Source organism: Methylophaga sp. OBS4 (assembly GCF_026319305.1).
GTDB lineage: Bacteria > Pseudomonadota > Gammaproteobacteria > Nitrosococcales > Methylophagaceae > Methylophaga.
This window is the reverse complement of record NZ_JAPDMV010000033.1, coordinates 1-24,893: the sequence shown is the minus strand read 5'-3', so window position 1 is coordinate 24,893 and position 24,893 is coordinate 1. Positions and strand designations below refer to the sequence as shown.

The following is a 24,893-nucleotide window of genomic DNA, read 5'->3' as shown; positions in this document are numbered from 1 at the left end:
GATGGACAGTATGCCGGTGCGCCAGGAGGCAGCGCGCCGGTCTGCGTTGCTCGTCGTTTGTTTAGAATCACTAAACTGCTCTCCTCGCGCCTTGATTGACGCTTTTTCAACTCACAACAGAGGTGGAGATGAAAGATAAACAGGCCCTAGCGGCGCACCGACCAAGCGTGCATATAAACGTGTGACAAGCGGTATCAGACGATCGTTGAAATCATAATAAGGACTATGACAGACAGCCTGATGTTCCGGGCCGTCATCAGCACCTATCAGGGCAAAAGCACCGGGTATTTCATGCAGGTAATAACTGAAATCTTCTGAAGCCATTACCGGCAGCAACAGTGTCTGATCCAGGCCTTCAGGACCGTAATCCGTCAGCCATTGCCGGCGCAGAAACTGAGCCTTTTCAGGATGATTAATAGTGGCCTGGTAGCGCGGAATAATTTGCACATCGCAGCTCACGCCGTAAGCCGCTGCCGTTTGGGTGCTGATATCGACAATCAGTCGATTGATCTGTTCACGGGTCGCCTGATCCGGCACCCGGATACTGCCGCCCAAAACCGCCTCAGCAGGTGTAATCGTCGGGCCACTGGGCGCATCAATGGAAGTCACACTGACTACCGCGGTTTGTTGTGGCGCCAGACGACGACTGACGATTTGCTGCAAAGCCAATGTCACAGCACTGGCGGCCAAAACCGGATCGCGGCAAGATTCAGGCTGACTGGCATGTCCGCCCTCGCCGCTGAGCGTAATAATGAAAGTCCCGTTGCCACACATCACCAGTTCGTCGGGACAAACCAGCTTACCGAAAGCAATGGCAGGCCAGTTGTGCCAGCCGTATATTTCGTCAATGCCTGCAAGTGCGTCATCTTCAATCATCTTTTTCGCGCCGTGCCCGCCCTCTTCTGCCGGTTGAAACAGCAAGGTCACCGGCCCCGGCAATTGCGACTCAACCGATTTCAGCCATCTCGCAGTAGCGAGCAATGTCGCCGTATGACCATCATGTCCGCAAGCATGCATGCGGCCTTCTGCTTTTGATGTCCAGACTTTACCGGTTTGTTCGCTAATGGGTAAGGCATCCATATCTGCACGCAATGCAATATGAGGTGCTGCTGATGACTGGGAGTTGAGGCGGGCCAACGTGCCCAGTTCGGCGCAGGCTTGCCAGGGAATATTGAGCTCAGAGAGTTGTTGCCTGATTAAATCGGCAGTACGCTTTTCCTGCCAACCCAACTCAGGATTGGCATGTAAATCGTGACGCAATTGCTGCGCGGTTTCGATAGCTTGTTGCCAGATGTCAGACATCTTGCCCCCATGGCCAAAAATACCAACAGTGTATGCACTGTTTTAATACGCGCTGAACGTCAAAGCACCCGAACAGGTAACAAATTGCTTAGAAAACGACGTTCTTGTGCTCAGACTAACACCAAGCAAGCCTTGTTCCAATACTTAAGTGGACGAACAGTTTCAAGCATAAAATAAAAATATAATGCTTTACTAGACGACTGGTCTAATCCATGAAATAATGCCTCACATGAATCAAGCAATCCGCAGTCGCTTCAGCGATACACGCCAACAGATTTTAAATACCGCTCAGGATATTATCCTGGGAAAAGGCTTTGCCGCGGTCGGTTTGAATGAAATTCTCAAAACCGCCCAGGTACCCAAAGGCTCTTTCTATCATTACTTCGAATCAAAAGAACAATTCGGCAATGCCTTGCTGGAAAACTATTTTGATCAATACATGATCACGCTGGATGAAAGCCTGCACAATGACGGCAGCCCAGCCCTGCAACGTTTACTGACCTACTTCGAACACTGGAAAAGCAATCAGTGCAATGACACCACACGCGACAAATGTCTGGTGGTCAAACTCAGTGGCGAAGTTACTGACTTGTCTGAAACCATGCGCCAAACGCTTAAACAAGGTACCCAGCGCGTGATCAACAGATTGGCAGAATGTGTTCAGGAAGCCATTGATAACGATGAAATCAGCATCAATGATGATGCAGAAACTGTCACCCAAGAAATTTATTATTTGTGGATAGGTGCGACATTGCTGACAAAAGTTAATCACAATCCAGACGCTTTGCATGTAGCCATGAATGCCTTACGTGCCCGTCTCAATCTGCCGGGTTGCCAAGCCACCTGACCCCTTTTTATTGACCTGATAATGTATAGATTTGCTCAAAAACTAGACGACTGGTCTATTAAACACTGCTTAACGTAAATAGGCTCTAAGGACATCGCGATGAATAACTTCAATTTTTTCAATCCGACCCGGATTATTTTCGGTGAAGGTCAAATTGTTGAAATCAAGAAACTGGTTCCCGAAGATGCCAGAGTACTGGTGTTGTTTGGTGGTCAGAGTGCCAAAAAACACGGCACGATTGCTGAAGTTGTTGACGCGCTGGGACAACGCCATGTCGAAGAGTTTGGGGGAGTTGAGGCCAATCCCGGCTATGCAACTTTGCTGAGAGCCGTTCAGCAAATTAAAGATAACAAGCTGGATTATCTGCTGGCTGTCGGTGGCGGCTCAGTTATAGACGGAGCCAAGTTTGTTGCAATGGCCGTGTTTTGTGAAGGTGATCCCTGGCAGGAAATTCTGGTTAACAAGGCAGCAACCATCAATAAAGCTTTGCCTTATGGATCAGTATTAACCTTGCCGGCGACCGGTTCAGAAATGAATGCAAACTCCGTAGTCACCCGTTACGAAACCAAGGAAAAACTCGCTTTCAGCAGCGCACTGGTTTATCCCGAGTTTTCAATACTGGATCCGACCAAAGCTTATACCCTGCCGCCCCGGCAACTGGCTAACGGTATCGTCGATGCTTATACCCACATCATGGAGCAATACCTGACCTATCCGGTCAATGCCAGAGTGCAGGATCGCTTTGCCGAAAGTCTGTTGATCACATTGATTGACATTGGCCCGGATTTACTGGAAAACCCGACCGATTATCAATTACAGGCCAACTTCATGTGGACCGCCACTTTGGCACTTAATGGCCTGATAGGTGCCGGTGTGCCGCAGGATTGGGCAACACATATGGTGGGTCACGAACTCACGGCACTGCATGGCCTTGATCATGCACAAACCCTGGCCATTATTCTGCCCAGCATGATGCAGGAACAACGTCACAAAAAACACGACAAATTACTACAATACGCAGAAAGAGTCTGGCACATCACCGAAGGTGACGAAACCAGCCGTATTGATGTCGCTATCACCAAAACCCGTGACTTTTTCGAACAAATGGGCGTCAGAACCCGCCTGCAGGATTATCAGATCAGTGCTGATGATATTCCGGCCATGCTCAAACAACTCAGTGATCATGGTCTGACACAACTGGGCGAACATGGTGATGTCGATCTGGATAAAAGCCGCAAAATACTGGAAGCCAGCCTGTAACCGATATAAGGAGTCAGCCATGTCCAAAGTTGTCAGATTCAAGCAAACCGGTGATCCTGATGTTCTGGAAATTCAGGATGAGCAAGTCCCAGCCCCGGCAGCCGGAGAAGTACAGATCCAGGTCTATACTCTCGGTTTGAACCGGGCGGAAGCCATGTTCCGACGTGGCCACTACCTGGAAGCACCGGATTTTCCGGCCCGAATCGGTTATGAAGCCGCCGGTACGGTCAGTGCTGTCGGTGAAGGTGTCGATGGTTTTAATATCGGCGATGCCGTCAGTACCATCCCCAATTTTTCGATGAATGCCCATGGTGTTTATGGCGAGTTGGTAAATGTGCCGGCCACCGCGGTCGCGCACCATCCCCCTAATCTTACCTGGGAGGAATCAGCGGCAATATGGATGCAGTACCTCACCGCTTACGGCGCTTTGATCGATATCGCCAAAATGCAGCCCGACGATGTGGTGGTCATACCGGCTGCATCCAGCAGTGTCGGGCTGGCAGCGATTCAATTGTGCAATTTATTCGGCGCCATTCCGGTTGCGCTTACCCGTAAAGCCGACAAGAAACCCATGCTGCTGGAACAAGGCGCGCAACATGTCGTGGTCACGGAAACAGAAGATGTGGTGGCTGCGGTAAACAATATCACTCAAGGTGCAGGTGCCCGCATCGTTTTTGATCCGGTAGCAGGGCCCATGCTCAATCAATTGGCAGAGATCACCGCACCCCAAGGCATCATTTTTCAATATGGTGCACTAAGCCATGACCCTACCCCATTCCCCTTGTTTGCTGTACTTGGCAAAGGTCTGACTATCCGTGGTTATACCTTGTTCGAGTTCACCACCGACCCGTTGAAATTAACGACGGCTAAAGATGCCATCTACGGCTGGCTGGAAAGTGCCCAGCTGAAACCGGTTATTGGCAAAACCTTTCCGTTTGAGCAGATCGTCGAAGCCCACCGCTACCTGGAGTCGAATCAGCAACTGGGCAAAATCGTCGTTACTGTTTAAACACCTATTTTTAACTTTACAAGGATCGATATATGAATGATATATCCAGGCAGGATTTGAATTTGTTCTCACCGATTCAAATCGGCGCCGTCAGTTTGAAAAACCGTGTGGTGATGGCGCCACTGACACGAAACCGGGCCGGTGAAGGTTTTGTACCCACTGAAATGAACGTCGAATATTACCGGCAACGTGCCAGTGCCGGGCTGATTATCAGTGAAGGTGCTCAGATTGCTCATGAAGGCATCGGTTATCCCGGTACCCCCGGCATCTACAGTGACAACCAGGTAGCAGGCTGGCAAAAAGTCACTGACGCCGTGCATCAGCAAGGCGGCAAGATTTTTCTGCAACTCTGGCACTGCGGGCGGGTTTCACACTCCTCGCTATTGCCGGGTAATATGCTGCCGCAAGCACCTTCAGCGATTAAACCGGCAGGTGAAGTACTGACCTATGAGGGCATGAAACCCTACGAAACGCCACATGCATTGACGCTGGCTGAAATTGATCAGGTCATTGAAATGTATCGTAAGGCTGCCCGCAACGCGTTAAGTGCCGGTTTTGATGGTGTGGAAGTCCATGGCGCCAATGGTTATCTGCTGGATCAATTTCTGCGGGATGGCACTAACCACCGTGATGATCAATACGGCGGCAGCATTGAAAACCGTGCCCGGCTGTTACTGCAGGTCGTCGCTGAAGTCTGCAAAATATGGGGAGCGGATCGGGTCGGTGTACGGCTGTCACCTTTGCAGCCTTTTAACGATATTAAAGACAGCAACCCGCAAGCGACTTTCAGTTATACCGTCAACGCCTTGAATCAGTTTGATCTGGCTTATCTGCATATTACCGAAATGGGGGCTGAAAATCCCGGTGCTGCCGGTCCTGCTTTTGATCTGAAAACATTACGGCCGTTATGGATGGGTAATTTCATGACCAACAGTGAATATGATCTGGAAAAAGCCAATCAAGCTATCAGATCGACTGAAGCTGATCTGATTTCATTCGGTAAATTATTTATTGCCAACCCTGATTTACCCGTGCGCTTTGCCAAAAAAGCACCGCTTAATTCGCCGGATCCCGAGACTTTTTATGGCGGTGATGCGCGCGGTTATATTGATTATCCCTTCCTCGAAGCATGAGGCTTGAATATCTGTAGTTAATGGAGGAACCATGAAACTCAAACAACTCACCCATACAGCTTTGGCAGCGGCCACTTTTGGTTTGCTGTCCGGCGCCGCCCTGGCTGACCGGGCTGACGCAGAAAAAAACCTGCATAGATTAAATCTGCCCGCAGGCTTCAATATTGAAGTTTATGCAGAAGTGCCTAATGCCCGCCAGATGGCACTGGGCCAATCCACCGGCACCGTGTTTGTCGGTACCCGCGGTGATAAGGTTTATGCCGTGGTCGATAAAGACAAAGATCGCAAAGCCGATCAGGTTGTCACCATTCTGGATGATCTCAACATCGGCAATGGTGTGGCGATGTACCAGGGTAATCTGTATGTGGCAGAACAGCATCGAATTGCTATCTATCCGGCTCCCGGCTTTGATTTGAACCTGCCGTTCAAACAAATGCGGCAAGTGATTTACGACCAGTTGCCCGACAAGTTCCATCATGGCTGGCGTTATATTGCCTTTGGCCCGGATAACAGGCTTTATGTGACTGTCGGCGCGCCCTGCAATATCTGTGAAGTCAGCGGGCTGGAAGGCACTATTATTCGTATGAACCCGGATGGCAGCGATGCTGAAATCTATGCCAGCGGTATCCGTAACTCGGTCGGCATGGCTTTCCAGCCTGAGACCGGCACCCTGTATTTCACCGATAACAACACCGATATGATGGGTGATGATAATCCACCGGGTGAACTGAATGCGGCAGCTGAAAAAGGCATGCACTTCGGCTTCCCGTTTTATGCAGGCGGTCATTCGCGTCACCAGGACTGGAAAGACAAGCAACCGCCACAGGAAGTCACTTTTCCTGAGGTGGAATTCCAGGCCCACACCGCCAATCTGGGCATGAAATTCTATACCGGCACCATGTTCCCTGCCGACTATAAAGGCGATGCCATTATTGCTCAGCATGGCTCATGGAATCGTAGCTCGCCTGTCGGCTACCAGCTGGTACGGGTCACTTTCGATGCTAAGCAACAAGTCAGTGGTCACGAAGTCTTTATTGACGGCTGGTTGAATGAAGGTGAAGCCTGGGGTCGCCCGACCGATGTTCTGCAACTGCCTGACGGTTCCATGCTGGTGTCTGATGATTACAATGGGGTGATTTACCGGGTCAGCTACGGTGAACAAGCGGCCACAGCCGGCATCACTCCGGTCGCGGCCAGCACGAACACTGTTACCGGTCTAGTCATGCCGGAATCGGCTGTCGCCCATACTGATGGCCGGGTATTTATCAGTGAAATCGGTGAGTTCGGCAAAGGCGGTGACGGCCAAATCACTATTATCAATCAGGATGGCAGCCGTACAACACTGGCGGCGGGTCTGAATGATCCAAAAGGCATCGAACTGTGGAATAACGAAGTTTATGTCGCTGATATCAATCAGGTTCTCAAGATCGATATGGCCGGTAACGTCACACTCGTTGCTGACAGCAAAGACTTTCCCGGCAAGGCCGAGTTCCTCAATGATATTGAAATAGACGGTAACGGCAATGTCTATGTCTCTGACAGTGGTAATGACAAAGGCGCCAATGGCGGCATTTACAAAATTACGCCGTCAGGTGAAGTCACCGAAGTGATTAACAGCGAATCAGGCATTAACCGCCCTAATGGCCTTTTGATGGACGGTATCGGCAAACTGCTGGTTGCAGATTTCGGTACTGGCGACTTGTACCGGCTTGATCTGCAGGCTGACAAAATCACCGCGTTGAATACGGGCTTTGGCGGTGCAGATGGTCTGGTCAGAGACAGCTACGGCTATCTGTATATCAGTGACTGGCACAACGGCAAAGTCTGGCAACTGGCCGAGCCACACGCCACACCACAACTGCTTGCAGATGATTTTAAAACTGCGGCTGATATTGCGCTGTCTGCTGATGGTAAATACCTGTTGGTACCGGATATGAAAGCCGGTGAAATGCGCTATCTGCCGATTCGTTAAAGTATGTTCCCCTTCCGGGGCCTGTTCTCGGGCCCCGGTTTTTTTATTGATACCACTTCATGCCGTCCCTGCTGATCATGAAGTCTGAGCTTGTCGAAACTGAACGGCTATAACACAACCCCTGGATTGTTCGCTCTGTAGTGTGAACAATTCTTCATTCACTCAGGCTAACAGGCCTTCCCGGTAATCAACGAAAGCCTGTTCAACCTGCTCACGGGTATTCATCACAAATGGCCCACCGCGGGCAACCGGTTCATTGAGCGGCTGGCCGGACACCAGCAAAAATTCACTGGCTTGATCCGCAAGCAACTTGACCGTTGTTCCCGCTTCCAGAATGGCAAGCTGTCCGGCTTTAAGCGGACGTTGTTTATCGCCGACGGATAACTGGCCTTTAATCAGATAGACAAACACATTGTGTGAAGCTTCAATGTCCTGTGCAAAAAGCCTGTCAGCCGGCACCATCACATGCAGATACAAGGGATTTACATAAGGATTGTCGATCACCCCTTGGGTACCTCGGGCGGTCTGACCGGCAACGACTTTGATCACCGTGCCGTCCTCATGTTTTTCCTGTGGAATTTCAGCCGCAGTCCTTTCCTGATATCTGGGTGCGGTCATTTTTTCGGCTGCGGGCAGATTGACCCACAGCTGAAACCCTGCCAGTAAGCCCTGCTCCTGTTCGGGCATTTCAGAATGAATAATCCCCCGGCCTGCCGTCATCCACTGCACCCCTCCGGTTTCGATCACACCGGCATTGCCAACACTATCTTCGTGGCGCATTTTGCCGGCAAGCATATAGGTCACGGTCTCAAAACCACGATGCGGATGCGGCGGAAACCCCGCCAGATATTCCTGGGGCTGATCAGAACCAAACGCATCAAACAGCAGAAACGGATCCAGCATATTGATATCGGGTGATCCGATAATACGTTTGAGTTGCACACCGGCCCCGTCCGACACCTGGGTGCCATTCACAATTTGCCTGATTTCTCTTGTTGTCTGTGTCATCACAACCTCCTTTAACCGCTGGCCGTTATCGCAGCTAATCGTGTTTGCACTGTATTAGTGTCATTGGCTGCTGAATTTAAACTGGCAGCATCAATTACAGTGACATCATCAATACCCAGAAAAGTCATGATTTGCTGCAGATAACGTGAAGCAAAGTCGACCTCGCTGCCTACCGGCACACCGCCGGAGGCAATCACCAGATAGGCTTTTTTACCTTTTAGCAGACCTTCCGGACCGTTTTCGGTATAACGAAATGTCAGCCTGGCCCTGGCTACCAGATCAATCCAGGCTTTCAGCACTGACGGCACACTGAAATTATAAATGGGCACCGCAATCACCAGATGGCTGGCCTGCTGTAACTCAGCCACTAAATTATCTGACAATGCCAAGGCGGCTCTATCCGCCTCAGTACGCACTTCAGGATCGGTGAAGTTGGCATTGATCCATTGTTCATCGATAAACGGCAGTCCTGAGGCCAGATCACGGCTATTTATCGACAGACCCGTTTGTTGTGCCAGCTGTTCCACTAATTGTAAAGACAAGTCCCGGGTTACCGAGCCCTGATAGCGGCCGCTGGAGTTAAGGTGCAAAATGGTTTGTGTAGTCATCATGTTCTCCTTTTTCAAAGATAAGCCCATCGTTTAATGACGTGCTTTGAAATTATCAATGGCATAAGCGCCACTGCCATTGGCTACCAGCAATAAAAGACCACCAGCAATCGCCAGATTTTTCATAAACAGAATGCTTTGCATCTGATCGGCAAAATTACTGTGGAAGAGTATGGCAGCCAGTAAGGTAAAACCGGCCAGCAACAACGCTGCAACCCTCGTTTGAAAGCCCGCTAATATAGCCAGGCCGGCAAATATCTCCGTGGCAATAACCAGCGGTAATAAAGCAGCGGGCACGCCCATCATATTCATATAAGCCTCGGTACCGGCGTATCCGCTACCGAGCTTGCTCAAACCGGATGAAATAAAGATCAGGCTGAGCAAAATACGGCCTGCCAAAGGGGTCAACGTGTTAATTCTGTTCATCAAAAATGCCTCTTGTTGGTTGAAGATGGCAATAGTTTATAGTTTCCATATTTTCATTAAACAGTGTATTAATGAACTTATTGTCACCTTATTGAGAACAATTAAAACGGATATAACCATGAGCCAACTGGAAGAAATGCAGAGCTTTGTGCGGGTCGTTGAAGCAGGCAGTATTACCCGTGCGGCGGAACAGATGAACACGGTAAAATCGGCTGTCAGCAAACGGCTCACAGACCTGGAAAACCGTCTCGGCATCAGTTTGCTCAAACGGACAACCCGAAAACAGAGCCTGACCGACGCCGGCCGCGATTATTACCAACATTGCGTCCGTATTCTCGACGATATTCATGAAGTGGAATCCATGCTGGGCAATGAGCAATGCGCCCTATCCGGGCGTATCAGAATGGCGGCGCCGATTACCTTTGGTCTGATGCATCTGAGTCCGGCATTAAGAGACTTTAACCGGATTCATCCGGATATCATCTTCGATATCGATTTCAATGATCGTCAGCAGGATCTGGTAGCAGAAGGCCTGGATTTGGCGGTTCGTGTGTCCAACCTGGCCGATTCATCATTGATGGCAAGAAAGCTTTCCAGCACAAGGCTGATGATCTGCGGCAGTCCAGACTATTTCGAACAAAATGGCCTGCCGGAAACGGCCGAGGATTTATTTTATGGTCATGTCAAACTGCAATACACCAATGTCAGTGCCAGCTGGCAGTTGCGTGGTCACAATGGTGAGCCCTTGTCGATTAACCTGCCCGCCGTGCTCACGGCCAATAACGGCCAGTTTCTGCATGATGCGGCCGTGGAAGGCAAAGGTCTGATATTAACGCCGGACTTTATCTGTTCACACGCCCTTCGCTCAGGTCGGCTGGTTTCTGTTCTCGACGATCTGCTATTGCAGAAAGAAATCGGTGTTTATGCCGTCTACCCGCAAACCCGCTATCTGTCACGCCGGGTCAGGATGCTGATCGATTATCTGAAAGATTATTTTGGTAACCGACCATCATGGACATGTGATCCCAGCTGAGCTTCAAACCAGTTTATCTCTGCAGAAATATCGCGGGCAGCCTGCTGTAACTCGGCCACACAAAATACTTCTTGTTCTTCACTCAACCAACCGTTGATAAAGGTAGTGCCAATACCTGCCAGAGGATAACCATCACTGGCACATATCGCTGCGCCCAAGCCACGGGTACTGCGATCCAGCATGATATTACCGAAAATGCCGTAACCGGCCACCAAAGTCTGGGCCAAAGACTCCCTGAAACCGGTTTCATCAAACCATTCCAGCTTGTGGTAGCGATGCATATTGGCTTCGATAATGTCATATACCTCCTGCTCTGGCATGCAGGCAAACATGCCGAAACAACCCGGACTCAAACCGAACGGCCCGCGCATACTCACATAACCTTTGCCGACCTGAATATCGGAATCAGATTCATAACGCCCCATGCAGACCATATCCAGACCGGTGCGGCAATTGATATAAACCACTTGACCCAGCAAGTCAGCCAACTGACTCAGACGATTTGCCGCAATCCGCTCTATCGGATTGTGCGCCATGGCAGCGTATCCCATAGCAGTTATCGCCATGCCCAGGCGGAAACGCTTCTGCTCATCGTCACGAACCACCCAGCCCAGTGCCATCAGTTGTTGCAGAACCCGGTAGATAGTTGGCCGTGGCAGGCGGGTCCTCTGCACCAGTTCTTTCAACATGGTCCCCCGGCGTGGCCCACTGGCAATCGCTGTCAGAATAATTTCCGCCCGCTTCAGGCTGCCTGTGCTTGACTTCATAGCTTCCACCATCCTCAATCAGCTGCCCGATAACATCGTCCGATTATCGGACATTTTTTTAAGCTATTTGTATTGATGAATATTTTTTACAGCAGATAATCTTAATTAGCAATTAATTCATGGTTAGTTAAATGTTCACTTACCGGATACTTTTATTATTCAGATCACGATCAGGCAAAAAAGATGCGGCTGATAACATCGGCTCCAGCCCCTTGCCCGGTCAGGAAAAACTGATAGCGACACTGGCCTTGTCGTTATTTGTGTTTTTCAGTTTATTTTTGCCCGACTTCCATAGTTGGGGCAATTTTCTGACCTTGGCGAAATCGATGTCTGTATTGGGTATTCTGGCTCTAGGCATGATGCTGGTGATAATTGGCCGTGGCATTGATTTGGCACAAATCGTTATCGGTATTCTGGCGATGGCCCTGGCTATTACCCTGATGAACCAAGGGGTGCCCCTGTTTGTCGTCATCGGAACTGCAGCTGTTAGCGCATTATTACTCGGTATGTGTAATGGCTATCTGGTTCATGTACTGGCGGTGCCGCCGCTGTTTACTACATTTGCATCAGCGCTGCTTTTTACCGGCCTCGCCAGAATCACCTTTATGCCATCGATGATTTTGCATCTGCCGGCAAACAAGGGTGGCATACAGTTACTTGCACAAAGCTGGCTTGGCGTGCCTGTACCGGTGTGGTCCCTGCTTTTGTCGGCCTCTGTTGTATATGCCTTTCTCAGATTCACCACGGCAGGTTATTTGATTTATGCCCATGGCAGTAATCCGTATGCCGCCAGACTCACGGGCATGTCTTTATTACGCTGGACCTTGCTCGAATATACCCTCTGCGCCCTGCTCGGCTTTATTGCAGCCATGGTGATGACCGCGTCCACATCGATGGTAGATATGAAAATCACCCATGGCAGCCTGATTTTCGAAGTGATCGTGGTTGTCATCGCAGGCGGTGTAAGTTTGCAGGGAGGCCGCGGCACGGTGTTTGGTGTGATGGCAGCCACTTTGTTAATGGGGATTCTGTTCAATGCCATGACCATTCTTAATCTTAACTATCAACTGCAAAACATCATCAAAGGCGGACTGCTGTTATTAGCGGTCAGTCTTGATGGTTTGCTCAATCAACGCCGGGAATCAGACAGGGGCGGTCTTTGAAACTACCCCATCAAAAGGAGAGAAATATGAAACAGGCAAGCTTATGTTATCTGTCAGTCATTCTATTCAGTCTTGTGTTTAATGTATCTGCCGACACCCGCGGCGAATTGCGGCCGAACTTCGACAACGCGGTCAAAAATAAAACCGTGGCCTGGGTGCCGATCACCTTGGGTAATCCGCTGGGTGATATGTGGACCGCGGCCATGCGGCAGAATTTTGACAAATACGGCATCAACTTTGTGGTGCGCGATCCCAACTTCAATAGTCATGCGCAATTACAGGCAGTGACCGCGTTGATTAATGAAAAGCCGGATGTTCTGATCGTTCAAAACCCGAACGTGTCATTACTGGCCCGCGAAATCAAGCGCGCCATGGATCTGGGTATTTATGTGGTGCAGGTCAACATGATGTCGAACCAGCTGAGTGATGCCTATGTCGGTGTTGACAATGAAGCACTGGGCCGGGTGATTGCCGAGGATATTGTAAAAGAATGTGGTCAGGGCAGTGGCTCAGGCAAAGTCGCTCTGGTTCAGGGTGAGGCTACGTCGGCCGGCAGTCTGGAACAACTTAAAGGGGCCATGCAGGTCTTCGAAAAAACGGACGCCATTAAGGTTGTTTCATCCCAGGCAGCCAACTGGGACAGCAATAAAGCCAACGAGATCACATCGACAGTGTTACAACAGCATCCGGATCTCTGTGCGACTTATGGTTTCTGGGGCATTATGCAGCAAGGTTCGGCGCAGGCTGTTAAAAATGCCGGTTTGCAGAATAAGGTCAAAGTCTATGCATCCAGTGACGGTCCGCGATCTGACTGCAACTTGGTAGAACAAGGCTTATTCCACAAAATTCTGTCATATCGGGCAGACATTCAGGGCGAACAGATCGCCAATGCCGTTTTGATGTTGCTGCAAAGTGATAATCCACCCGGCAGTCATCATTTCAGCCTGATTTCCAACAGCTTCTGGATCAATAGCGCAGACGATCGCGATTATTGTTTTGATCTGCCTGAAACACCGTGATGAATGGTATTTTATCTTCAGCCGGACGGCCAAAAACCGCCACCAGCCCGGACCATGCATTCATAAGCAGGTTAGTAACCGCTTTGCCCTTGTTACTACTGCTGATCATGTTTTGCCTGTTTGCCATCCTGGTGCCCAACTATCTCAGTGCAGGCAATCTACAACAACTGATGCGGGACTTTGCTGAACCGGCCATGGTGGCACTGGCACTGGCGGTGGTCGTCATGGCAGGCGGTATTGATCTGTCGGTCGGTGCGGTTTTTGCGTTGGCTAACTTTGCTGCGCTGTATTTTTTTGGCGTATTGCAATGGCATCCGGCACTGGCCTGTCTCGCTACACTGGGAGTAGGCCTTTGCTCTGGTCTGTTTACTGGCAGCTTGATAGCGATACTGCGAGCACGCCCTTTTCTTGCCACCATGGCAATTATGCTGATTTTTCGTGCCGGTTATGAGTTACTGACCACGCATTTCATGCTCACGCTGGCCAGTGCCAATTACAGTCATGTATTTTGGGATTATCTTGCCGTCGGTGATGTATTTGGTATTCCGATAAATGTGCTGACACTGATAATGATTGCGCTGCTGATGCACTTTTTTATCAGTAAAACGCGTCCGGGCACACATCTAATGGCTGTGGGCAGCAATATTCAGGCTGCAAGACATGCCGGTATTGCCATCAGACAAATACAAATTCTGTCTTATATGCTGTGTGGTGTTCTGGTCGCTGTGGCCGGCATTTTTTACGCCGCCAGACAAAACAGTGCGGCCTCCGATAGTGGCCAAGGCTGGGAGCTTACCGCGCTTACTGCCATTATTCTCGGTGGTGTACGCCTGGGTGGCGGTCGGGGTAGCGCAGCACAGGTACTCACCGGTGCCGCTATCATGTTTCTGCTCAGCAGCGGCTTGTTACGAATGAATGTGCCGGGCAGCCTGGCTGTAGCCTTGATTGGCGCCTTGCTATTGTCGGCAATTCTTATTCAGAGAATAAGCCTCTCCCGCCGCCAAATGCCCCCGAAAACGCAGCACACAACAGCACAACTAATAACGGTAGCGGACTATCCATCCCAACAGCCTATTCCAAGCGCCCCTCCGCTTGCAGAGGTCAGAAATCTGGAAAAATCTTACAGCAGTTTAAAAGCGTGTACGGATATCAATCTCAGCCTTATGGCCGGAGAGATTCACGCATGGGTGGGCGAAAATGGTGCCGGCAAATCGACCCTGGGCGCGATGATTGCCGGTAATATCGATCCCGACAACGGTGAGATCCTGATCGACGGCATAGCAGTCAGACTGGACTCACCGCGAAGCGCCCTGCAGCAAGGCATTGTACTGGTCCATCAGGAAAGCAGTCTGGTCGATGATCTGACAGTGGCACAAAATCTGTTTCTCGGGAGTGAACCACTGTATTTATCTGCGCGCAAACTTCATCATGCCGCAAACATCCTATTGAACACACTGGGATATCAGCTTAATCCCGATACAAAAGCCTCAATCCTGAGCAAAGCACAACGACAGATGGTGGAAATCTGCCGCGCTGTCAGCCTTGATGCCAGACTCATTATCTTTGATGAACCAACAGCCAGTCTTACCGAAACAGAAAGCTGTATTTTACTGAGACTGTTTAAGCAACTGGCCGCACAAGGTATCAGCATCGTATTTATTTCGCATGCGCTGGAACAGCTTATGGCTGTTGCTGATCGTATTTCGGTATTCCGAGACGGAAAACTGATAGAAACTGCGGCCACACGACATTTTGATCGAGCCCGTCTTATCGAACTGATGATAGGTCGGCAGCCGCTCAAACCGCGTTCCAGTAAAGCCCTCCCACAGCCATCACTCAAAACCGTTATCACTATTGAAGATATAGGTGTCCGTGACTTGCTGACAGGCATATCTATAACCATCAATCAGGGAGAGATTCTCGGCCTGGGCGGACTGGTCGGTGCCGGTCGTAGTGAGCTGGGTAAAACCATTGCAGGCGTCTTACCTTATGATCAAGGCAAAATGATGGTGCATGGCAAACCCAAACATTACCGGCACCCTGTTCAGGCAATACAAGACGGGCTTGTTTATATCACTGAAAACCGTAACCGCGATGGTTTGTTTACCGACTTGCCATTAAGCGACAACCTTTATATCAGTGATCTGTTAAGTCGCCGACAACGGCCTTGGTTTTATTCAACTGCAAAACAGGTATCGCTGACCCGGTTGTGGCTCGCAGCACTGAATATCTCACCCGCTGAAGATAAACTTATCAGACAATTTTCCGGTGGAAATCAGCAAAAGGCTTTAATCGCCAAAGCGCTTATACAAGCACCCGACATTATTGTTTTTGATGAGCCGACCCACGGGGTTGATGTTTCGGTCATCCCCCAAATATGGCAAAAGATTTTAGAACTCAAACAGGCCGGCAAAGCGGTGATATTGATTTCTTCTTATTTACCTGAGTTACTGGTGTTGTCGGATCGCCTGCTGGTAATGCGTGACGGCAAACTGACCGCCGAGTTTAATCGTGACAATGCCAGTGAAACCTCCATCATGCAGGCGGCCACTTGCTAACGGGAGCAATAAATGAACGACTTATATGGCAAACAACATTTAAACATTCAACAGCAGTTCGACAGCGAAGCTTTGGCGCAACGGGTCAGTGACAGCATTGTTGAAACCCAAATCAATGATGAACACCGGGCATTTATAGAATCCCGCGATATGTTTTTTCTCAGCACGGTCGATCATCGTGGCTATCCGACCTGTTCCTATAAAGGTGGCCATCGCGGTTTTGTCAAAATAATCGATAATAAAACCATCGCCTTTCCCAGCTTTAACGGCAATGGCATGTTTTTGTCGATGGGTAATATTTCAGCCAGCAACAAAGTCGGCATGCTGTTTATTGATTTTGAAACACCGCACAGGGTAAGAGTGCATGGCACCGCCACCGTCAGCAAAGATGATGCATTATTATCTGAATATAATGAGGCGGAACTGATTGTCCGGGTCACCATCAGTGAGATGTTCGTCAACTGCCCACGTTATATCCATCGCTATCAGCGTGTGGAAGACTCGCACTATGTGCCGCAGGCAGGTTGCTGTCCACCCTTACCTCAATGGAAACGCATTGACGCGTTACAGGATGTCATATCAACGCAAGACCAGCAGGCTGTCCGCGATCAGGGTGGTCCTATCACGCCCGAGCAATACGGTGAATTACTTAAAAAAGGCAAAGGCTGATTATCAGTCGCTGATTTTCTGCACTATCTTGAGCAAGGCCAGTTCAATACGTAAACCCGGCGACAGGGTTTTGGAAAAAGATGAGCAATAAATTACATTGTCGGCTTTATCGAATGACTTGAGCGGTGGTGGCCGCTGGGCGCCGGCTCAATTGAGTCTGCCCCCAAGTAGACTTTCAAAATCCGCCTTATGTCGATCAACGCTTTTGGTGCCTTCATTAATCGCTTCGGCCCCACGATAAAATTCCAACAGCCCGATCATGGACAATCTCGGTGTCAGCATAATGTCCGGTGGGTCGCCGGCCATACGACTGCGCGTTATTCTGTCCTGGGTAATGTTAATGGAAGCCGCAATGGCATCAAGCAAGTCCGGCACCTCTTCCTCGTCACTATCATTACCACGACCAAATAAACTGTTGGTGTAGTCTGTGATCATATTACTGATACGACCAGTGAAACTTGGCTCCTTTACAGACAAGTCTTCAGCTTCGGCCAGAAAATGTTTACTGACGATATCACTGTTCAAATTCACGGCAATCACCACATCAGCACCAAGAGCCCGGCATACGGATACAGGCACAGGGTTCACTAATCCCCCGTCAATCAGCCATCTGTCATTATGTTTGATAGCTGGAAACAGGCCGGGTAATGAAATCGAAGCCCATACCGCGTCCATCATACTCCCGCTTGTATTCCAAATCTCTCTGCCACTGTGCAACTCGGTGGCGACAGTAGCAAAAGGCCGGTCGATATCTTCAATATTGAGCTTGTTATCAACCACAAATTCCTTAAGAAACTGGCTGAAACGTTCTTTATTGACGAACCCTTTAAAAGAACGGTTAATGGTAAAGTAACGGGCGGTTTCCAGTTTGCCCAGCGCCCGAACCCAGGTATCGAGCTTGTCGATATTCCCGGCAACATAAGCGGCTCCGACCAATGCGCCGACGGAAGTGCCACACACCACATCAGGCTTAACTCCCAGTTCCTGCAAGCGTTTAATAACGCCTATATGGGCCCAGCCTCTGGCAGCACCACTGCCCAGCGCCAGCCCAATCTTGATGTTTTTTTTCATCTCATATCTCTATATAATCAGTATATTAAGAATAATACATAAAGTAATTTATAGAAATGATTATCCGTTTATCTTCAACCCAAACCTATCTGTTTGTCTACGGTACTCTGGCACAGCCATCCTCGCACCCGATGCATGCCCTGCTCAAAGCAAACAGTGTTTTTATTGCTCCAGCATATATGCTCGGTCGACTTTATGAAATCCGTGGTTACCCGGGTGTGGTTGAGTCAGAACAACAACACGAAAAAGTTAAAGGCGAGCTTTATCAGCTGCATCGGGCTGATTGGTTACTCGCCAAACTGGATAATTATGAAGAGTGCTCTGCGGCCTTTCCCCAGCCACATGAGTACTTGCGTAAACAAGTTGAAGTGTTTGTCAGCAACACCTGTTCAACCCAGGCATGGGCCTATATTTACAATCACAGCACCAAACATCGCAAGCGCATTCATAGTGGAGATTATTTTAATCGCTAAATAAAAAACTAAAGCTGAGAGAAATCAAGTCGATAGCTTCATTACGCAATATGCGAGTAATGAACGATGAACGAAATACCGCGTCTTTACCATCACAATATGCTTATCGTGAATACATCGTCGCAGGTCGCGCCTGCGCGTCCGGTTGCCGATAAAACCCAGTCTGTTGGTGAGTTCGATCGCCGCAGACACGCGGAACGCCGTAAACGCAACAAAAAACCAGCGGTAGAACGCCGCGTTTCCTCTGATCGCAGAGGCCCGCGCTTTGATGCCAAGGCCTAGTCCGGTTTTAATGGAAAACGCGCGGCATATTTGCGAATCCACTCCGATGCCGCCTGCTCACTACTTAAGGCGACCCCAGTGCTGGCAAGCACTTGATATCGATAATTTTCGATATAGCAAATTTGCTCTACCATCCGCAGTGCAAAACGTACCGAGTCCTTGAAAACCACCCCCACCAGAAACTGCTGACCTTCCTGTCGGCACCAGCGCACGATGCCCTCTGCCGCAAACACTGGCTGACAGGCTGAAATCTGTATTTGAATGGTTTCACCGGCGGCAATAAACTGCGAAGCTTTAAAGCATAACCCGCCTTTACCTACATCCTTCAGGGGTTCAGTCCGTTCTCTCCCCCGCAATTTGAATTTGATAGGAATGCTGCTGGGGTGACGAATGAATTGTCTGAGTTCTTCAATCATTTCATTAGCGCCTTTGTGTGTGTTCATTATAATCAGGCGCCAGAAACTGACACAAAAAATTGAGGCTGTTAATTCAGAAAATTTTCTTCAGTTTATTATTGACCAGTCCCAGCCTGCCGGTCTTCACCGCGTTACGTCGTATCCCCCTGACCGGTGCGATAAAAAACATATCTCCGTTTTTGCCTTGTATCTGTTCCGGTACCCCAACAGATTTGGCCAGTTTGGCATTAGCTTGCATATGGTGAAGCTCTCCATGCACCGGGATCGCACACGCTGGTTTGACCCAGTCATACATAGCTTTAAGCTCCTCCATCGCCGGATGCCCGGAGGCATGAATAGCCAAGCTGCTGTTATCAACAGTGATCACATCAATCTGCATCGCTTTAAGCCTTTCGATTAAAGATGCGATGGGCTGTTCGTTACCTGGAATCACTTTTGAGCTGAAGATCACGGTATCTCCCGGTTCCAGTTGCATATCACGATAGCTGTTGTGACTCAGGCGATTCAGCGCGGTTCGGGGTTCGCCTTGACTGCCTGTCGCTACCAGCAACAAGGTCTGTTTCGGCAAATAGCCCAAATGATGCGGGTCAACAACGGTTTCAACACTGTTCCAGAATCCTGTGTGCCTGGCCGCAGTGTAGGTATTAATTAAAGACCGTCCCAACAAACCGAGATGACGACCGGTTTGCCGAGCAATATCGGCAATGGTGCGCAATCGGGCAATATTACTGCCAAAACAGGTCACTACCACACGGCCTCTGGCCTGCTCCACATGATATTTGAGTCCTTTATATAGTGATGCTTCCGATGCTGACCAACCGGGCACATCGGCATTAGTCGAGTCACAGATCATGGCATCGATCCCAAGCCCTGCCAGTTGCTCGTAATCATCGGACTGATAACGTTCACCGACAACCGGTGTTGCATCCAGTTTCCAATCTGCGGTATGAAATACATTTGCCACCGGCGTTGTTATCAAAAGCGCAAAAGGTTCGGGAATGGAATGCGTCAATCTGATCCATTTCACTGTGAACACACCGATATTATGCTGCGAATGTGGTTCGACAATATGAACGGGAATCTCATCAACCAATCCCACTTCTTTGAGTTTGCGCCGCAAAATCTCGGCCGTATAAACCGTGGTATAAACAGGACAGCGAAAGCGTTCCCAGAGGTACGGCACTGCACCAATATGGTCTTCGTGCGCATGGGTTATGATCAGTGCTTCAAGCTGATCTTTTCGGTCGGCGATAAATTGCGGATCAGCCATCTGTACATGCGCCCGCCCGCCTTGAATCAATTCACCGTCAATATCCGTATTGGGTTCAAAGGTCACGCCGCAATCCACCATTAACCAGCGGCCGTTATGCCCATACAGGTTCAGGTTCATACCGATTTCTCCGGTTCCGCCCAATGGCAGGAACCAGAAATCCGACGCGTCAGGTGTCATTATTCCCCTCAAATTTTCATTAAAACCGGACTATTATGCCTGCACTCTTGTTTATACTGAAACAACCTGAATTGGGCATTTCCAGGTTGTTTCGGTAGTAAGTCGCACATTAAGCTCAAATCAGCGTGGTAAGTATTTGTATGTTGCAGGCTATTTAATTGCGTATGCCTGATGTGACCTGCATCACAGACTGAATGTTCTGCTGAAGCAGCCGCACTGATTCAATGGCAATGCCGCTATCAAAGCCCAACGATGGTATAATTGGCGGCTGTTTTGGGTTAAGTCATTGATTTATGACTTAAGAAATTCTTCTGAGGAGGTCGGATAGATGGCTGCATCTAACTTGATGACTGAAGGGCTGAACCTGATGCTGGTCGGCATGGGGTTTGTGTTTGTATTCCTGACGCTACTGGTCATTATTACATCGCTGATGTCTCGCGTTATCACCGGTTACGAAAAAAATTTCGGTGTGTTACCGGAGGAAGGCATCCCCGCTCCCACGGCGGTTATCAGTCAGGCGATGAGCGAACATCAACACGCCAACGATGATAAGAACCTTATCACGGTGTTATCTGCCGCCGTTCACAAATTCCGTTCACGTCACAAATAACGTTCTCGTTAGCTGACTGACATTCTTGTTTAAACTCAATTAAGGCCATTGATATGACCGAAGTTAACAAAGCACTTGGGATCACAGACGTTGTTCTGCGTGATGCCCATCAATCTCTGTTCGCTACCCGGCTGCGTCTGGATGATATGCTGCCCATCGCCGATAAACTGGATCAGGTAGGTTACTGGTCGGTCGAGACCTGGGGCGGCGCTACTTTTGATGCCTGTATCCGTTATCTGGGCGAAGATCCCTGGCATCGTATCCGTGCATTGAAAGCGGCCATGCCCAATACGCCGCAGCAAATGCTGCTTCGCGGGCAGAACCTGCTGGGCTATCGTCATTACGCTGACGATGTAGTGAGAAAATTTGTCGAGCGTGCAGCAGTCAACGGTGTGGACGTGTTCCGGGTTTTTGACGCAATGAATGACCCGCGCAATCTGGAAGTAGCTATTAAAGCGGTGCTGGAAAATGAGCGTCATGCCCAGGGCACCATCTCCTATACATTGAGCCCGGTCCATAATCTGGATCTGTGGGTGAAACTGGCAAAACAAATTGAGGATATGGGCGCACACTCTCTGTGCATCAAGGATATGGCTGGTTTGCTTAAGCCTTACACGGCTTATGAGTTGGTTAAAAGTCTTAAGCAAGCTATTGATATCCCGATACATATGCAGTCACATGCCACCACGGGGCTATCGACCGCAACCATTATGAAATGTGTGGAAGCCGGTATCGATAATGTCGATACAGCGATTTCCTCCATGTCAATGACTTACGGCCACTCGGCCACGGAATCGGTCGTTGCCATCTTTGAAGACACCGAGCGTGATACCGGTCTCAATATTGATTTACTGGAAGACATCGCTGCCTATTTCCGTGATGTGCGGAAAAAATATGCCCGGTTTGAGGGTACTTTGCGCGGGGTTGATTCACGTATTCTGGTCGCTCAGGTACCGGGCGGCATGCTCACTAATATGGAAAGCCAGCTGCGCGAACAAAATGCCCTGGATCGTATGGATGATGTATTGACTGAAATCCCACGTGTCCGTGAAGATCTGGGTTTTATTCCGCTGGTGACGCCGACGTCTCAAATCGTCGGTACCCAGGCAGTTATCAACGTACTCACCGGTGAGCGTTATAAAACCATCACCGCTGAAACCGCCGGCGTATTGAAAGGCGAATATGGTGCGGCACCGGCGCCATTCAATAAAGAACTGCAGGACCGCGTACTGGAAGGTGCCGAACCTATCAGCTGCCGCCCGGCTGATCTGCTGGAAGCGGAAATGGACAAGCTCACCGCTGAGTTGTTGGAACAGGCGGATAACGACAGTATCGATCTTGCCGAAGGTGACCATCTGGTCGACGATGTGTTGACCTATGCGCTGTTTCCTCAAATCGGCCTCAAATTCCTGCAAAACCGCAATAATCCGGATGCATTTGAACCGGTACCAGGTAACGAAGCCGACCCGGTCCCTACTTCCAATATGACTGTTGGCAACGACGCGGAAACATACACAATTAAGGTCAACGGCCAGAGTTACGTCGTACAGGTGAACGAAGGAGGTGATATCAGCCATATTGAATCTTCAGCGGCAACCACACCTTCTCAAGCCCCTCCGAGTCAAGGCGAACCGGTTACTGCACCCTTGTCCGGCAATATCTGGAAAGTCGAAATAACAGCCGGCCAGCAGGTCAATGAAGGCGATGTATTGCTGATTCTGGAAGCAATGAAGATGGAAACCCAGATCGTCGCTTCCAAATCGGGCGTGATTTCATCAGTTTCAGTCAAGCAAGGCGATACCGTTAAAGTCGGCGATCAGCTCGCCGCTATCGCATAAGGATTCAATTCATGGATAAGCTTCTTCACTTGTGGGAAAACACTGGTGTTTTCCAGATGGCTCCCGGTCAGGGCGTGATGATTCTGATCGGCATGTTATTGCTGTATCTGGCCATCAAGAAAAATTTTGAACCCTTACTGCTGGTGCCTATCGGTTTTGGTGGTGTTTTGGCCAATATACCGGGAGCCGGTCTGGCTGAGACGGGCGGTATTCTGCACCTGTTCTACACCGTAGGTATTGAAAGCGCTGCCTTCCCGCTGATTATTTTTATGGGTGTCGGCGCCATGACTGACTTCGGTCCCCTGCTTGCCAACCCGAAAACTTTATTTCTGGGCGCGGCAGCGCAGTTCGGTATTTTTGCTACTTTAATGGGTGCGGTGGTGCTGTCGTATTTCGGCATATTTGACTTCAGTCTTGCTGATGCTGCCGCCATCGGTATTATCGGCGGGGCTGACGGCCCGACTTCGATTTATGTTGCCAGCAAACTGGCTCCGGATTTACTGGGCGCCATTGCCGTTGCCTCTTATTCCTATATGGCTCTGGTGCCATTAATTCAGCCGCCCATCATGCGTGCGCTGACAACAGAGACAGAACGTAAAATCAAAATGGTGCAGCAACGCCATGTTTCCCAGCGCGAAAAAATCGTGTTTCCGCTGTTACTGCTGATTCTGGTTGCGTTCCTGCTGCCCGATGCTGCGCCCCTGGTAGGGATGTTCTGTTTTGGTAACCTGATGAGAGAATGTGCGGTGGTTGATCGCCTGAGTAACACAACCCAAAACTCGCTAATTAACACGGTGACCATCTTCCTGGGTCTGGCTGTCGGCTCCAAACTGAGTGCCGATAAATTTCTGGACTTCACCACTTTAGGCATTCTGCTGCTGGGTATGGTGGCATTTGCGATTGGTACGGCTTCCGGTGTCATTATGGCGAAAATCCTTAACAAGTTAATCAAGGAACCTATCAACCCGTTAATCGGTTCTGCCGGTGTTTCCGCCGTGCCTATGGCGGCGCGTGTTTCCAACAAACTGGGACTGGAATCAGACCCGCATAACTTCCTGTTGATGCATGCTATGGGGCCTAACGTAGCCGGTGTTATCGGTTCAGCCGTGGCGGCCGGTATTCTGATTAACTACGTCGGCGGTTAAAAAAACAATGTGGTGCCCTGCTGTTTTGGCAGGGTGCTACTCTCCCCGGATAATTTTAGCGGTTGCCACTGTATCGGCAGCCCCTTTTATCACACAAGCATAACCTGCAAAAGAGGCTCTGGACGGTACGCTTGCAATCCACCTGCCACCAGAAAGATTGATAGGATTCGGTCCGATCAAATTCATGCCATTATCATCTGCCAACGCTACAAGCTCATCCTGGCTCATACCCGGCTTCACCAACTTGCAAAAGTTATCCACTCGGTCGGTATCCCAGACATAAAATAGCGGATACAGAATGGCAACAACGATAGCGAGTTGAATCAGGTTGACCAGACGTTTCATTTTGTTCCCTCATGGCGTCAAGACAAAACGGAGACTATACTTTTAAAATCAGATAGATACCGGACCAATATCACATCTTTCATCAAAAACATGTCTGTTATCATCATTCTGGCAATGCGCCACTCTCGCAGTCAAGCTATTTCTTAGAGCCTGTTTGCGTTCTCTGCACCGTGTAGAATAGCTTTTTTCATTCATACAAGGTTGAGCGAATATGAGCCAGACTATCAATGTAGAATTAACGACCAGCCCGGTCGAACTCTACAAAATACTTAAATTTGAAGGTTTGGCCAGCAGCGGCGCTGAAGCCAAGATGCTTGTTGCTCAAGGCCTTGTCACAGTGAATGGTGAAACCGAAACGCGCAAACGCCGCAAAATTGTAGCCGGTGATGAAATTGCCTTTGAAGATGTGGTGTTACTGATCAGCAATTGATCTACTATTGTTGAACAATTGCAGGGCCAGTTGCCTGGCTTTATGCGCAGCCAATTTAT

General features: G+C 49.5%; 25 protein-coding genes. 16 read left to right on the top strand and 9 right to left on the bottom strand.

Features of this window, described 5'->3' with window-relative positions:
- Positions 1–111: 111 nt before the first annotated feature.
- Positions 112–1,302, bottom strand: coding sequence for a N(2)-acetyl-L-2,4-diaminobutanoate deacetylase DoeB2 (gene doeB2, locus OMP95_RS10445; protein ID WP_266328560.1), 1,191 nt, complete (start codon positions 1,300–1,302; stop codon positions 112–114).
- Between the two features lie 229 nt (positions 1,303–1,531).
- Here doeB2 and OMP95_RS10440 point away from each other — a divergent pair, with 229 nt between their 5' ends.
- The 5 genes from OMP95_RS10440 to OMP95_RS10420 all read left to right on the top strand — a co-directional run bounded on the left by OMP95_RS10440 (position 1,532) and on the right by OMP95_RS10420 (position 7,523).
- Complete coding sequence (locus OMP95_RS10440; protein ID WP_266328558.1) at positions 1,532–2,149, top strand: TetR/AcrR family transcriptional regulator; 618 nt, start codon at positions 1,532–1,534, stop codon at positions 2,147–2,149.
- Positions 2,150–2,248: 99 nt separating this feature from the next.
- A complete protein-coding gene (locus OMP95_RS10435) occupies positions 2,249–3,409 on the top strand; it encodes an iron-containing alcohol dehydrogenase (protein ID WP_266328556.1) in 1,161 nt (386 codons plus the stop codon).
- A gap of 19 nt (positions 3,410–3,428) precedes the next feature.
- Complete coding sequence (locus tag OMP95_RS10430; protein ID WP_266328554.1) at positions 3,429–4,418, top strand: zinc-dependent alcohol dehydrogenase family protein; 990 nt, start codon at positions 3,429–3,431, stop codon at positions 4,416–4,418.
- Positions 4,419–4,450: 32 nt separating this feature from the next.
- Entirely contained in the window at positions 4,451–5,551 is a 1,101-nt protein-coding gene (locus OMP95_RS10425) for an alkene reductase (protein ID WP_266328552.1), read from the top strand.
- 31 nt (positions 5,552–5,582) lie between these two features.
- On the top strand, positions 5,583–7,523 hold the full coding sequence (locus OMP95_RS10420) for a PQQ-dependent sugar dehydrogenase (protein WP_266328550.1): 1,941 nt from the start codon (positions 5,583–5,585) through the stop codon (positions 7,521–7,523).
- 162 nt (positions 7,524–7,685) lie between these two features.
- On the opposite strand, the gene OMP95_RS10415 is transcribed toward OMP95_RS10420, so the two are convergent.
- Genes OMP95_RS10415 through OMP95_RS10405 form a run of 3 tightly spaced genes read right to left on the bottom strand, consistent with a single transcriptional unit; the run spans position 7,686 to position 9,565 of the window.
- Entirely contained in the window at positions 7,686–8,531 is an 846-nt protein-coding gene (locus OMP95_RS10415; protein WP_266328548.1) for a pirin family protein, read from the bottom strand.
- A gap of 11 nt (positions 8,532–8,542) precedes the next feature.
- The gene (locus tag OMP95_RS10410; protein ID WP_266328546.1) at positions 8,543–9,142 is read right to left on the bottom strand and encodes an FMN-dependent NADH-azoreductase; all 600 of its coding nucleotides are present in this window, start codon (positions 9,140–9,142) and stop codon (positions 8,543–8,545) included.
- 30 nt (positions 9,143–9,172) lie between these two features.
- Positions 9,173–9,565 carry a DoxX family protein gene (locus tag OMP95_RS10405; RefSeq protein WP_266328544.1) on the bottom strand — a complete coding sequence of 131 codons (393 nt, stop codon included), beginning with the start codon at positions 9,563–9,565 and terminating at the stop codon, positions 9,173–9,175.
- Between the two features lie 118 nt (positions 9,566–9,683).
- Here OMP95_RS10405 and OMP95_RS10400 point away from each other — a divergent pair, with 118 nt between their 5' ends.
- Positions 9,684–10,598 carry a LysR family transcriptional regulator gene (locus OMP95_RS10400; RefSeq protein WP_266328542.1) on the top strand — a complete coding sequence of 305 codons (915 nt, stop codon included), beginning with the start codon at positions 9,684–9,686 and terminating at the stop codon, positions 10,596–10,598.
- On the opposite strand, the gene OMP95_RS10395 is transcribed toward OMP95_RS10400, so the two are convergent.
- Positions 10,556–11,365: an IclR family transcriptional regulator gene (locus OMP95_RS10395; RefSeq protein WP_266328540.1), complete on the bottom strand. Its 810-nt coding sequence runs from the start codon at positions 11,363–11,365 to the stop codon at positions 10,556–10,558. The two genes, OMP95_RS10400 and OMP95_RS10395, sit on opposite strands and share 43 nt — an antisense overlap.
- Positions 11,366–11,496: 131 nt before the next feature.
- On the opposite strand from OMP95_RS10395, the gene OMP95_RS10390 reads away from it, so the two are divergent.
- The 4 genes from OMP95_RS10390 to OMP95_RS10375 are packed head-to-tail and all read left to right on the top strand — an operon-like array spanning position 11,497 to position 16,774.
- Complete coding sequence (locus OMP95_RS10390; protein ID WP_266328538.1) at positions 11,497–12,528, top strand: ABC transporter permease; 1,032 nt, start codon at positions 11,497–11,499, stop codon at positions 12,526–12,528.
- A 26-nt stretch (positions 12,529–12,554) separates the two neighbouring features.
- Positions 12,555–13,547, top strand: a complete 993-nt coding sequence (locus OMP95_RS10385) for a sugar ABC transporter substrate-binding protein (RefSeq protein ID WP_266328536.1) — start codon at positions 12,555–12,557, stop codon at positions 13,545–13,547.
- Positions 13,547–16,105, top strand: coding sequence for an ATP-binding cassette domain-containing protein (locus OMP95_RS10380; protein ID WP_266328534.1), 2,559 nt, complete (start codon positions 13,547–13,549; stop codon positions 16,103–16,105). Before OMP95_RS10385 ends, OMP95_RS10380 begins: the two co-directional genes overlap by 1 nt.
- A 12-nt stretch (positions 16,106–16,117) precedes the next feature.
- Positions 16,118–16,774, top strand: coding sequence for a pyridoxamine 5'-phosphate oxidase family protein (locus tag OMP95_RS10375; RefSeq protein ID WP_266328532.1), 657 nt, complete (start codon positions 16,118–16,120; stop codon positions 16,772–16,774).
- 147 nt (positions 16,775–16,921) lie between these two features.
- Here the strand turns inward: OMP95_RS10375 and OMP95_RS10370 are convergent, their stop codons facing one another.
- A complete protein-coding gene (locus OMP95_RS10370) occupies positions 16,922–17,845 on the bottom strand; it encodes a patatin-like phospholipase family protein (protein WP_266328530.1) in 924 nt (307 codons plus the stop codon).
- Between the two features lie 56 nt (positions 17,846–17,901).
- Between OMP95_RS10370 and OMP95_RS10365 the strand changes: the two genes are divergently transcribed.
- Together OMP95_RS10365 and OMP95_RS10360 are read left to right on the top strand one after the other, a co-directional pair.
- Complete coding sequence (locus OMP95_RS10365; protein WP_266328528.1) at positions 17,902–18,318, top strand: gamma-glutamylcyclotransferase family protein; 417 nt, start codon at positions 17,902–17,904, stop codon at positions 18,316–18,318.
- A gap of 66 nt (positions 18,319–18,384) precedes the next feature.
- Positions 18,385–18,600, top strand: a complete 216-nt coding sequence (locus tag OMP95_RS10360) for a hypothetical protein (RefSeq protein WP_266328526.1) — start codon at positions 18,385–18,387, stop codon at positions 18,598–18,600.
- Here OMP95_RS10360 and OMP95_RS10355 read toward each other — a convergent pair.
- Positions 18,597–19,043: a PilZ domain-containing protein gene (locus OMP95_RS10355; protein WP_266328524.1), complete on the bottom strand. Its 447-nt coding sequence runs from the start codon at positions 19,041–19,043 to the stop codon at positions 18,597–18,599. The two genes, OMP95_RS10360 and OMP95_RS10355, sit on opposite strands and share 4 nt — an antisense overlap.
- Before the next feature lie 46 nt (positions 19,044–19,089).
- Positions 19,090–20,466, bottom strand: a complete 1,377-nt coding sequence (locus tag OMP95_RS10350; RefSeq protein ID WP_266328522.1) for a ribonuclease J — start codon at positions 20,464–20,466, stop codon at positions 19,090–19,092.
- Positions 20,467–20,794: 328 nt separating this feature from the next.
- Here OMP95_RS10350 and OMP95_RS10345 point away from each other — a divergent pair, with 328 nt between their 5' ends.
- From OMP95_RS10345 to OMP95_RS10335, 3 genes are read left to right on the top strand one after another with little or no spacing between them, the layout of a single operon-like run.
- On the top strand, positions 20,795–21,076 hold the full coding sequence (locus tag OMP95_RS10345) for an OadG family protein (RefSeq protein ID WP_266328520.1): 282 nt from the start codon (positions 20,795–20,797) through the stop codon (positions 21,074–21,076).
- A 53-nt stretch (positions 21,077–21,129) separates the two neighbouring features.
- Positions 21,130–22,914, top strand: coding sequence for a sodium-extruding oxaloacetate decarboxylase subunit alpha (gene oadA / locus OMP95_RS10340; RefSeq protein WP_266328518.1), 1,785 nt, complete (start codon positions 21,130–21,132; stop codon positions 22,912–22,914).
- 11 nt (positions 22,915–22,925) lie between these two features.
- Positions 22,926–24,059 (top strand): sodium ion-translocating decarboxylase subunit beta, encoded by a 1,134-nt coding sequence (locus OMP95_RS10335; RefSeq protein ID WP_266328516.1) that lies wholly within the window; start codon positions 22,926–22,928, stop codon positions 24,057–24,059.
- Between the two features lie 36 nt (positions 24,060–24,095).
- Here the strand turns inward: OMP95_RS10335 and OMP95_RS10330 are convergent, their stop codons facing one another.
- On the bottom strand, positions 24,096–24,404 hold the full coding sequence (locus tag OMP95_RS10330) for a hypothetical protein (protein ID WP_266328514.1): 309 nt from the start codon (positions 24,402–24,404) through the stop codon (positions 24,096–24,098).
- Positions 24,405–24,615: 211 nt separating this feature from the next.
- On the opposite strand from OMP95_RS10330, the gene OMP95_RS10325 reads away from it, so the two are divergent.
- On the top strand, positions 24,616–24,834 hold the full coding sequence (locus OMP95_RS10325; RefSeq protein WP_266328512.1) for an RNA-binding S4 domain-containing protein: 219 nt from the start codon (positions 24,616–24,618) through the stop codon (positions 24,832–24,834).
- Positions 24,835–24,893 lie beyond the last annotated feature (59 nt).

What these genes read in the sequence shown, in the direction of transcription:
- doeB2 (WP_266328560.1), bottom strand. Translation starts at nt 1,302, where the DNA reads ATGTCTGACATCTGGCAACAAGCTATCGAAACCGCGCAGCAATTGCGT.
- OMP95_RS10440 (WP_266328558.1), top strand. Translation starts at nt 1,532, where the DNA reads ATGAATCAAGCAATCCGCAGTCGCTTCAGCGATACACGCCAACAGATT.
- OMP95_RS10435 (WP_266328556.1), top strand. Translation starts at nt 2,249, where the DNA reads ATGAATAACTTCAATTTTTTCAATCCGACCCGGATTATTTTCGGTGAA.
- OMP95_RS10430 (WP_266328554.1), top strand. Translation starts at nt 3,429, where the DNA reads ATGTCCAAAGTTGTCAGATTCAAGCAAACCGGTGATCCTGATGTTCTG.
- OMP95_RS10425 (WP_266328552.1), top strand. Translation starts at nt 4,451, where the DNA reads ATGAATGATATATCCAGGCAGGATTTGAATTTGTTCTCACCGATTCAA.
- OMP95_RS10420 (WP_266328550.1), top strand. Translation starts at nt 5,583, where the DNA reads ATGAAACTCAAACAACTCACCCATACAGCTTTGGCAGCGGCCACTTTT.
- OMP95_RS10415 (WP_266328548.1), bottom strand. Translation starts at nt 8,531, where the DNA reads ATGACACAGACAACAAGAGAAATCAGGCAAATTGTGAATGGCACCCAG.
- OMP95_RS10410 (WP_266328546.1), bottom strand. Translation starts at nt 9,142, where the DNA reads ATGATGACTACACAAACCATTTTGCACCTTAACTCCAGCGGCCGCTAT.
- OMP95_RS10405 (WP_266328544.1), bottom strand. Translation starts at nt 9,565, where the DNA reads ATGAACAGAATTAACACGTTGACCCCTTTGGCAGGCCGTATTTTGCTC.
- OMP95_RS10400 (WP_266328542.1), top strand. Translation starts at nt 9,684, where the DNA reads ATGAGCCAACTGGAAGAAATGCAGAGCTTTGTGCGGGTCGTTGAAGCA.
- OMP95_RS10395 (WP_266328540.1), bottom strand. Translation starts at nt 11,365, where the DNA reads ATGAAGTCAAGCACAGGCAGCCTGAAGCGGGCGGAAATTATTCTGACA.
- OMP95_RS10390 (WP_266328538.1), top strand. Translation starts at nt 11,497, where the DNA reads ATGTTCACTTACCGGATACTTTTATTATTCAGATCACGATCAGGCAAA.
- OMP95_RS10385 (WP_266328536.1), top strand. Translation starts at nt 12,555, where the DNA reads ATGAAACAGGCAAGCTTATGTTATCTGTCAGTCATTCTATTCAGTCTT.
- OMP95_RS10380 (WP_266328534.1), top strand. Translation starts at nt 13,547, where the DNA reads ATGAATGGTATTTTATCTTCAGCCGGACGGCCAAAAACCGCCACCAGC.
- OMP95_RS10375 (WP_266328532.1), top strand. Translation starts at nt 16,118, where the DNA reads ATGAACGACTTATATGGCAAACAACATTTAAACATTCAACAGCAGTTC.
- OMP95_RS10370 (WP_266328530.1), bottom strand. Translation starts at nt 17,845, where the DNA reads ATGAAAAAAAACATCAAGATTGGGCTGGCGCTGGGCAGTGGTGCTGCC.
- OMP95_RS10365 (WP_266328528.1), top strand. Translation starts at nt 17,902, where the DNA reads ATGATTATCCGTTTATCTTCAACCCAAACCTATCTGTTTGTCTACGGT.
- OMP95_RS10360 (WP_266328526.1), top strand. Translation starts at nt 18,385, where the DNA reads ATGAACGAAATACCGCGTCTTTACCATCACAATATGCTTATCGTGAAT.
- OMP95_RS10355 (WP_266328524.1), bottom strand. Translation starts at nt 19,043, where the DNA reads ATGAACACACACAAAGGCGCTAATGAAATGATTGAAGAACTCAGACAA.
- OMP95_RS10350 (WP_266328522.1), bottom strand. Translation starts at nt 20,466, where the DNA reads ATGACACCTGACGCGTCGGATTTCTGGTTCCTGCCATTGGGCGGAACC.
- OMP95_RS10345 (WP_266328520.1), top strand. Translation starts at nt 20,795, where the DNA reads ATGGCTGCATCTAACTTGATGACTGAAGGGCTGAACCTGATGCTGGTC.
- oadA (WP_266328518.1), top strand. Translation starts at nt 21,130, where the DNA reads ATGACCGAAGTTAACAAAGCACTTGGGATCACAGACGTTGTTCTGCGT.
- OMP95_RS10335 (WP_266328516.1), top strand. Translation starts at nt 22,926, where the DNA reads ATGGATAAGCTTCTTCACTTGTGGGAAAACACTGGTGTTTTCCAGATG.
- OMP95_RS10330 (WP_266328514.1), bottom strand. Translation starts at nt 24,404, where the DNA reads ATGAAACGTCTGGTCAACCTGATTCAACTCGCTATCGTTGTTGCCATT.
- OMP95_RS10325 (WP_266328512.1), top strand. Translation starts at nt 24,616, where the DNA reads ATGAGCCAGACTATCAATGTAGAATTAACGACCAGCCCGGTCGAACTC.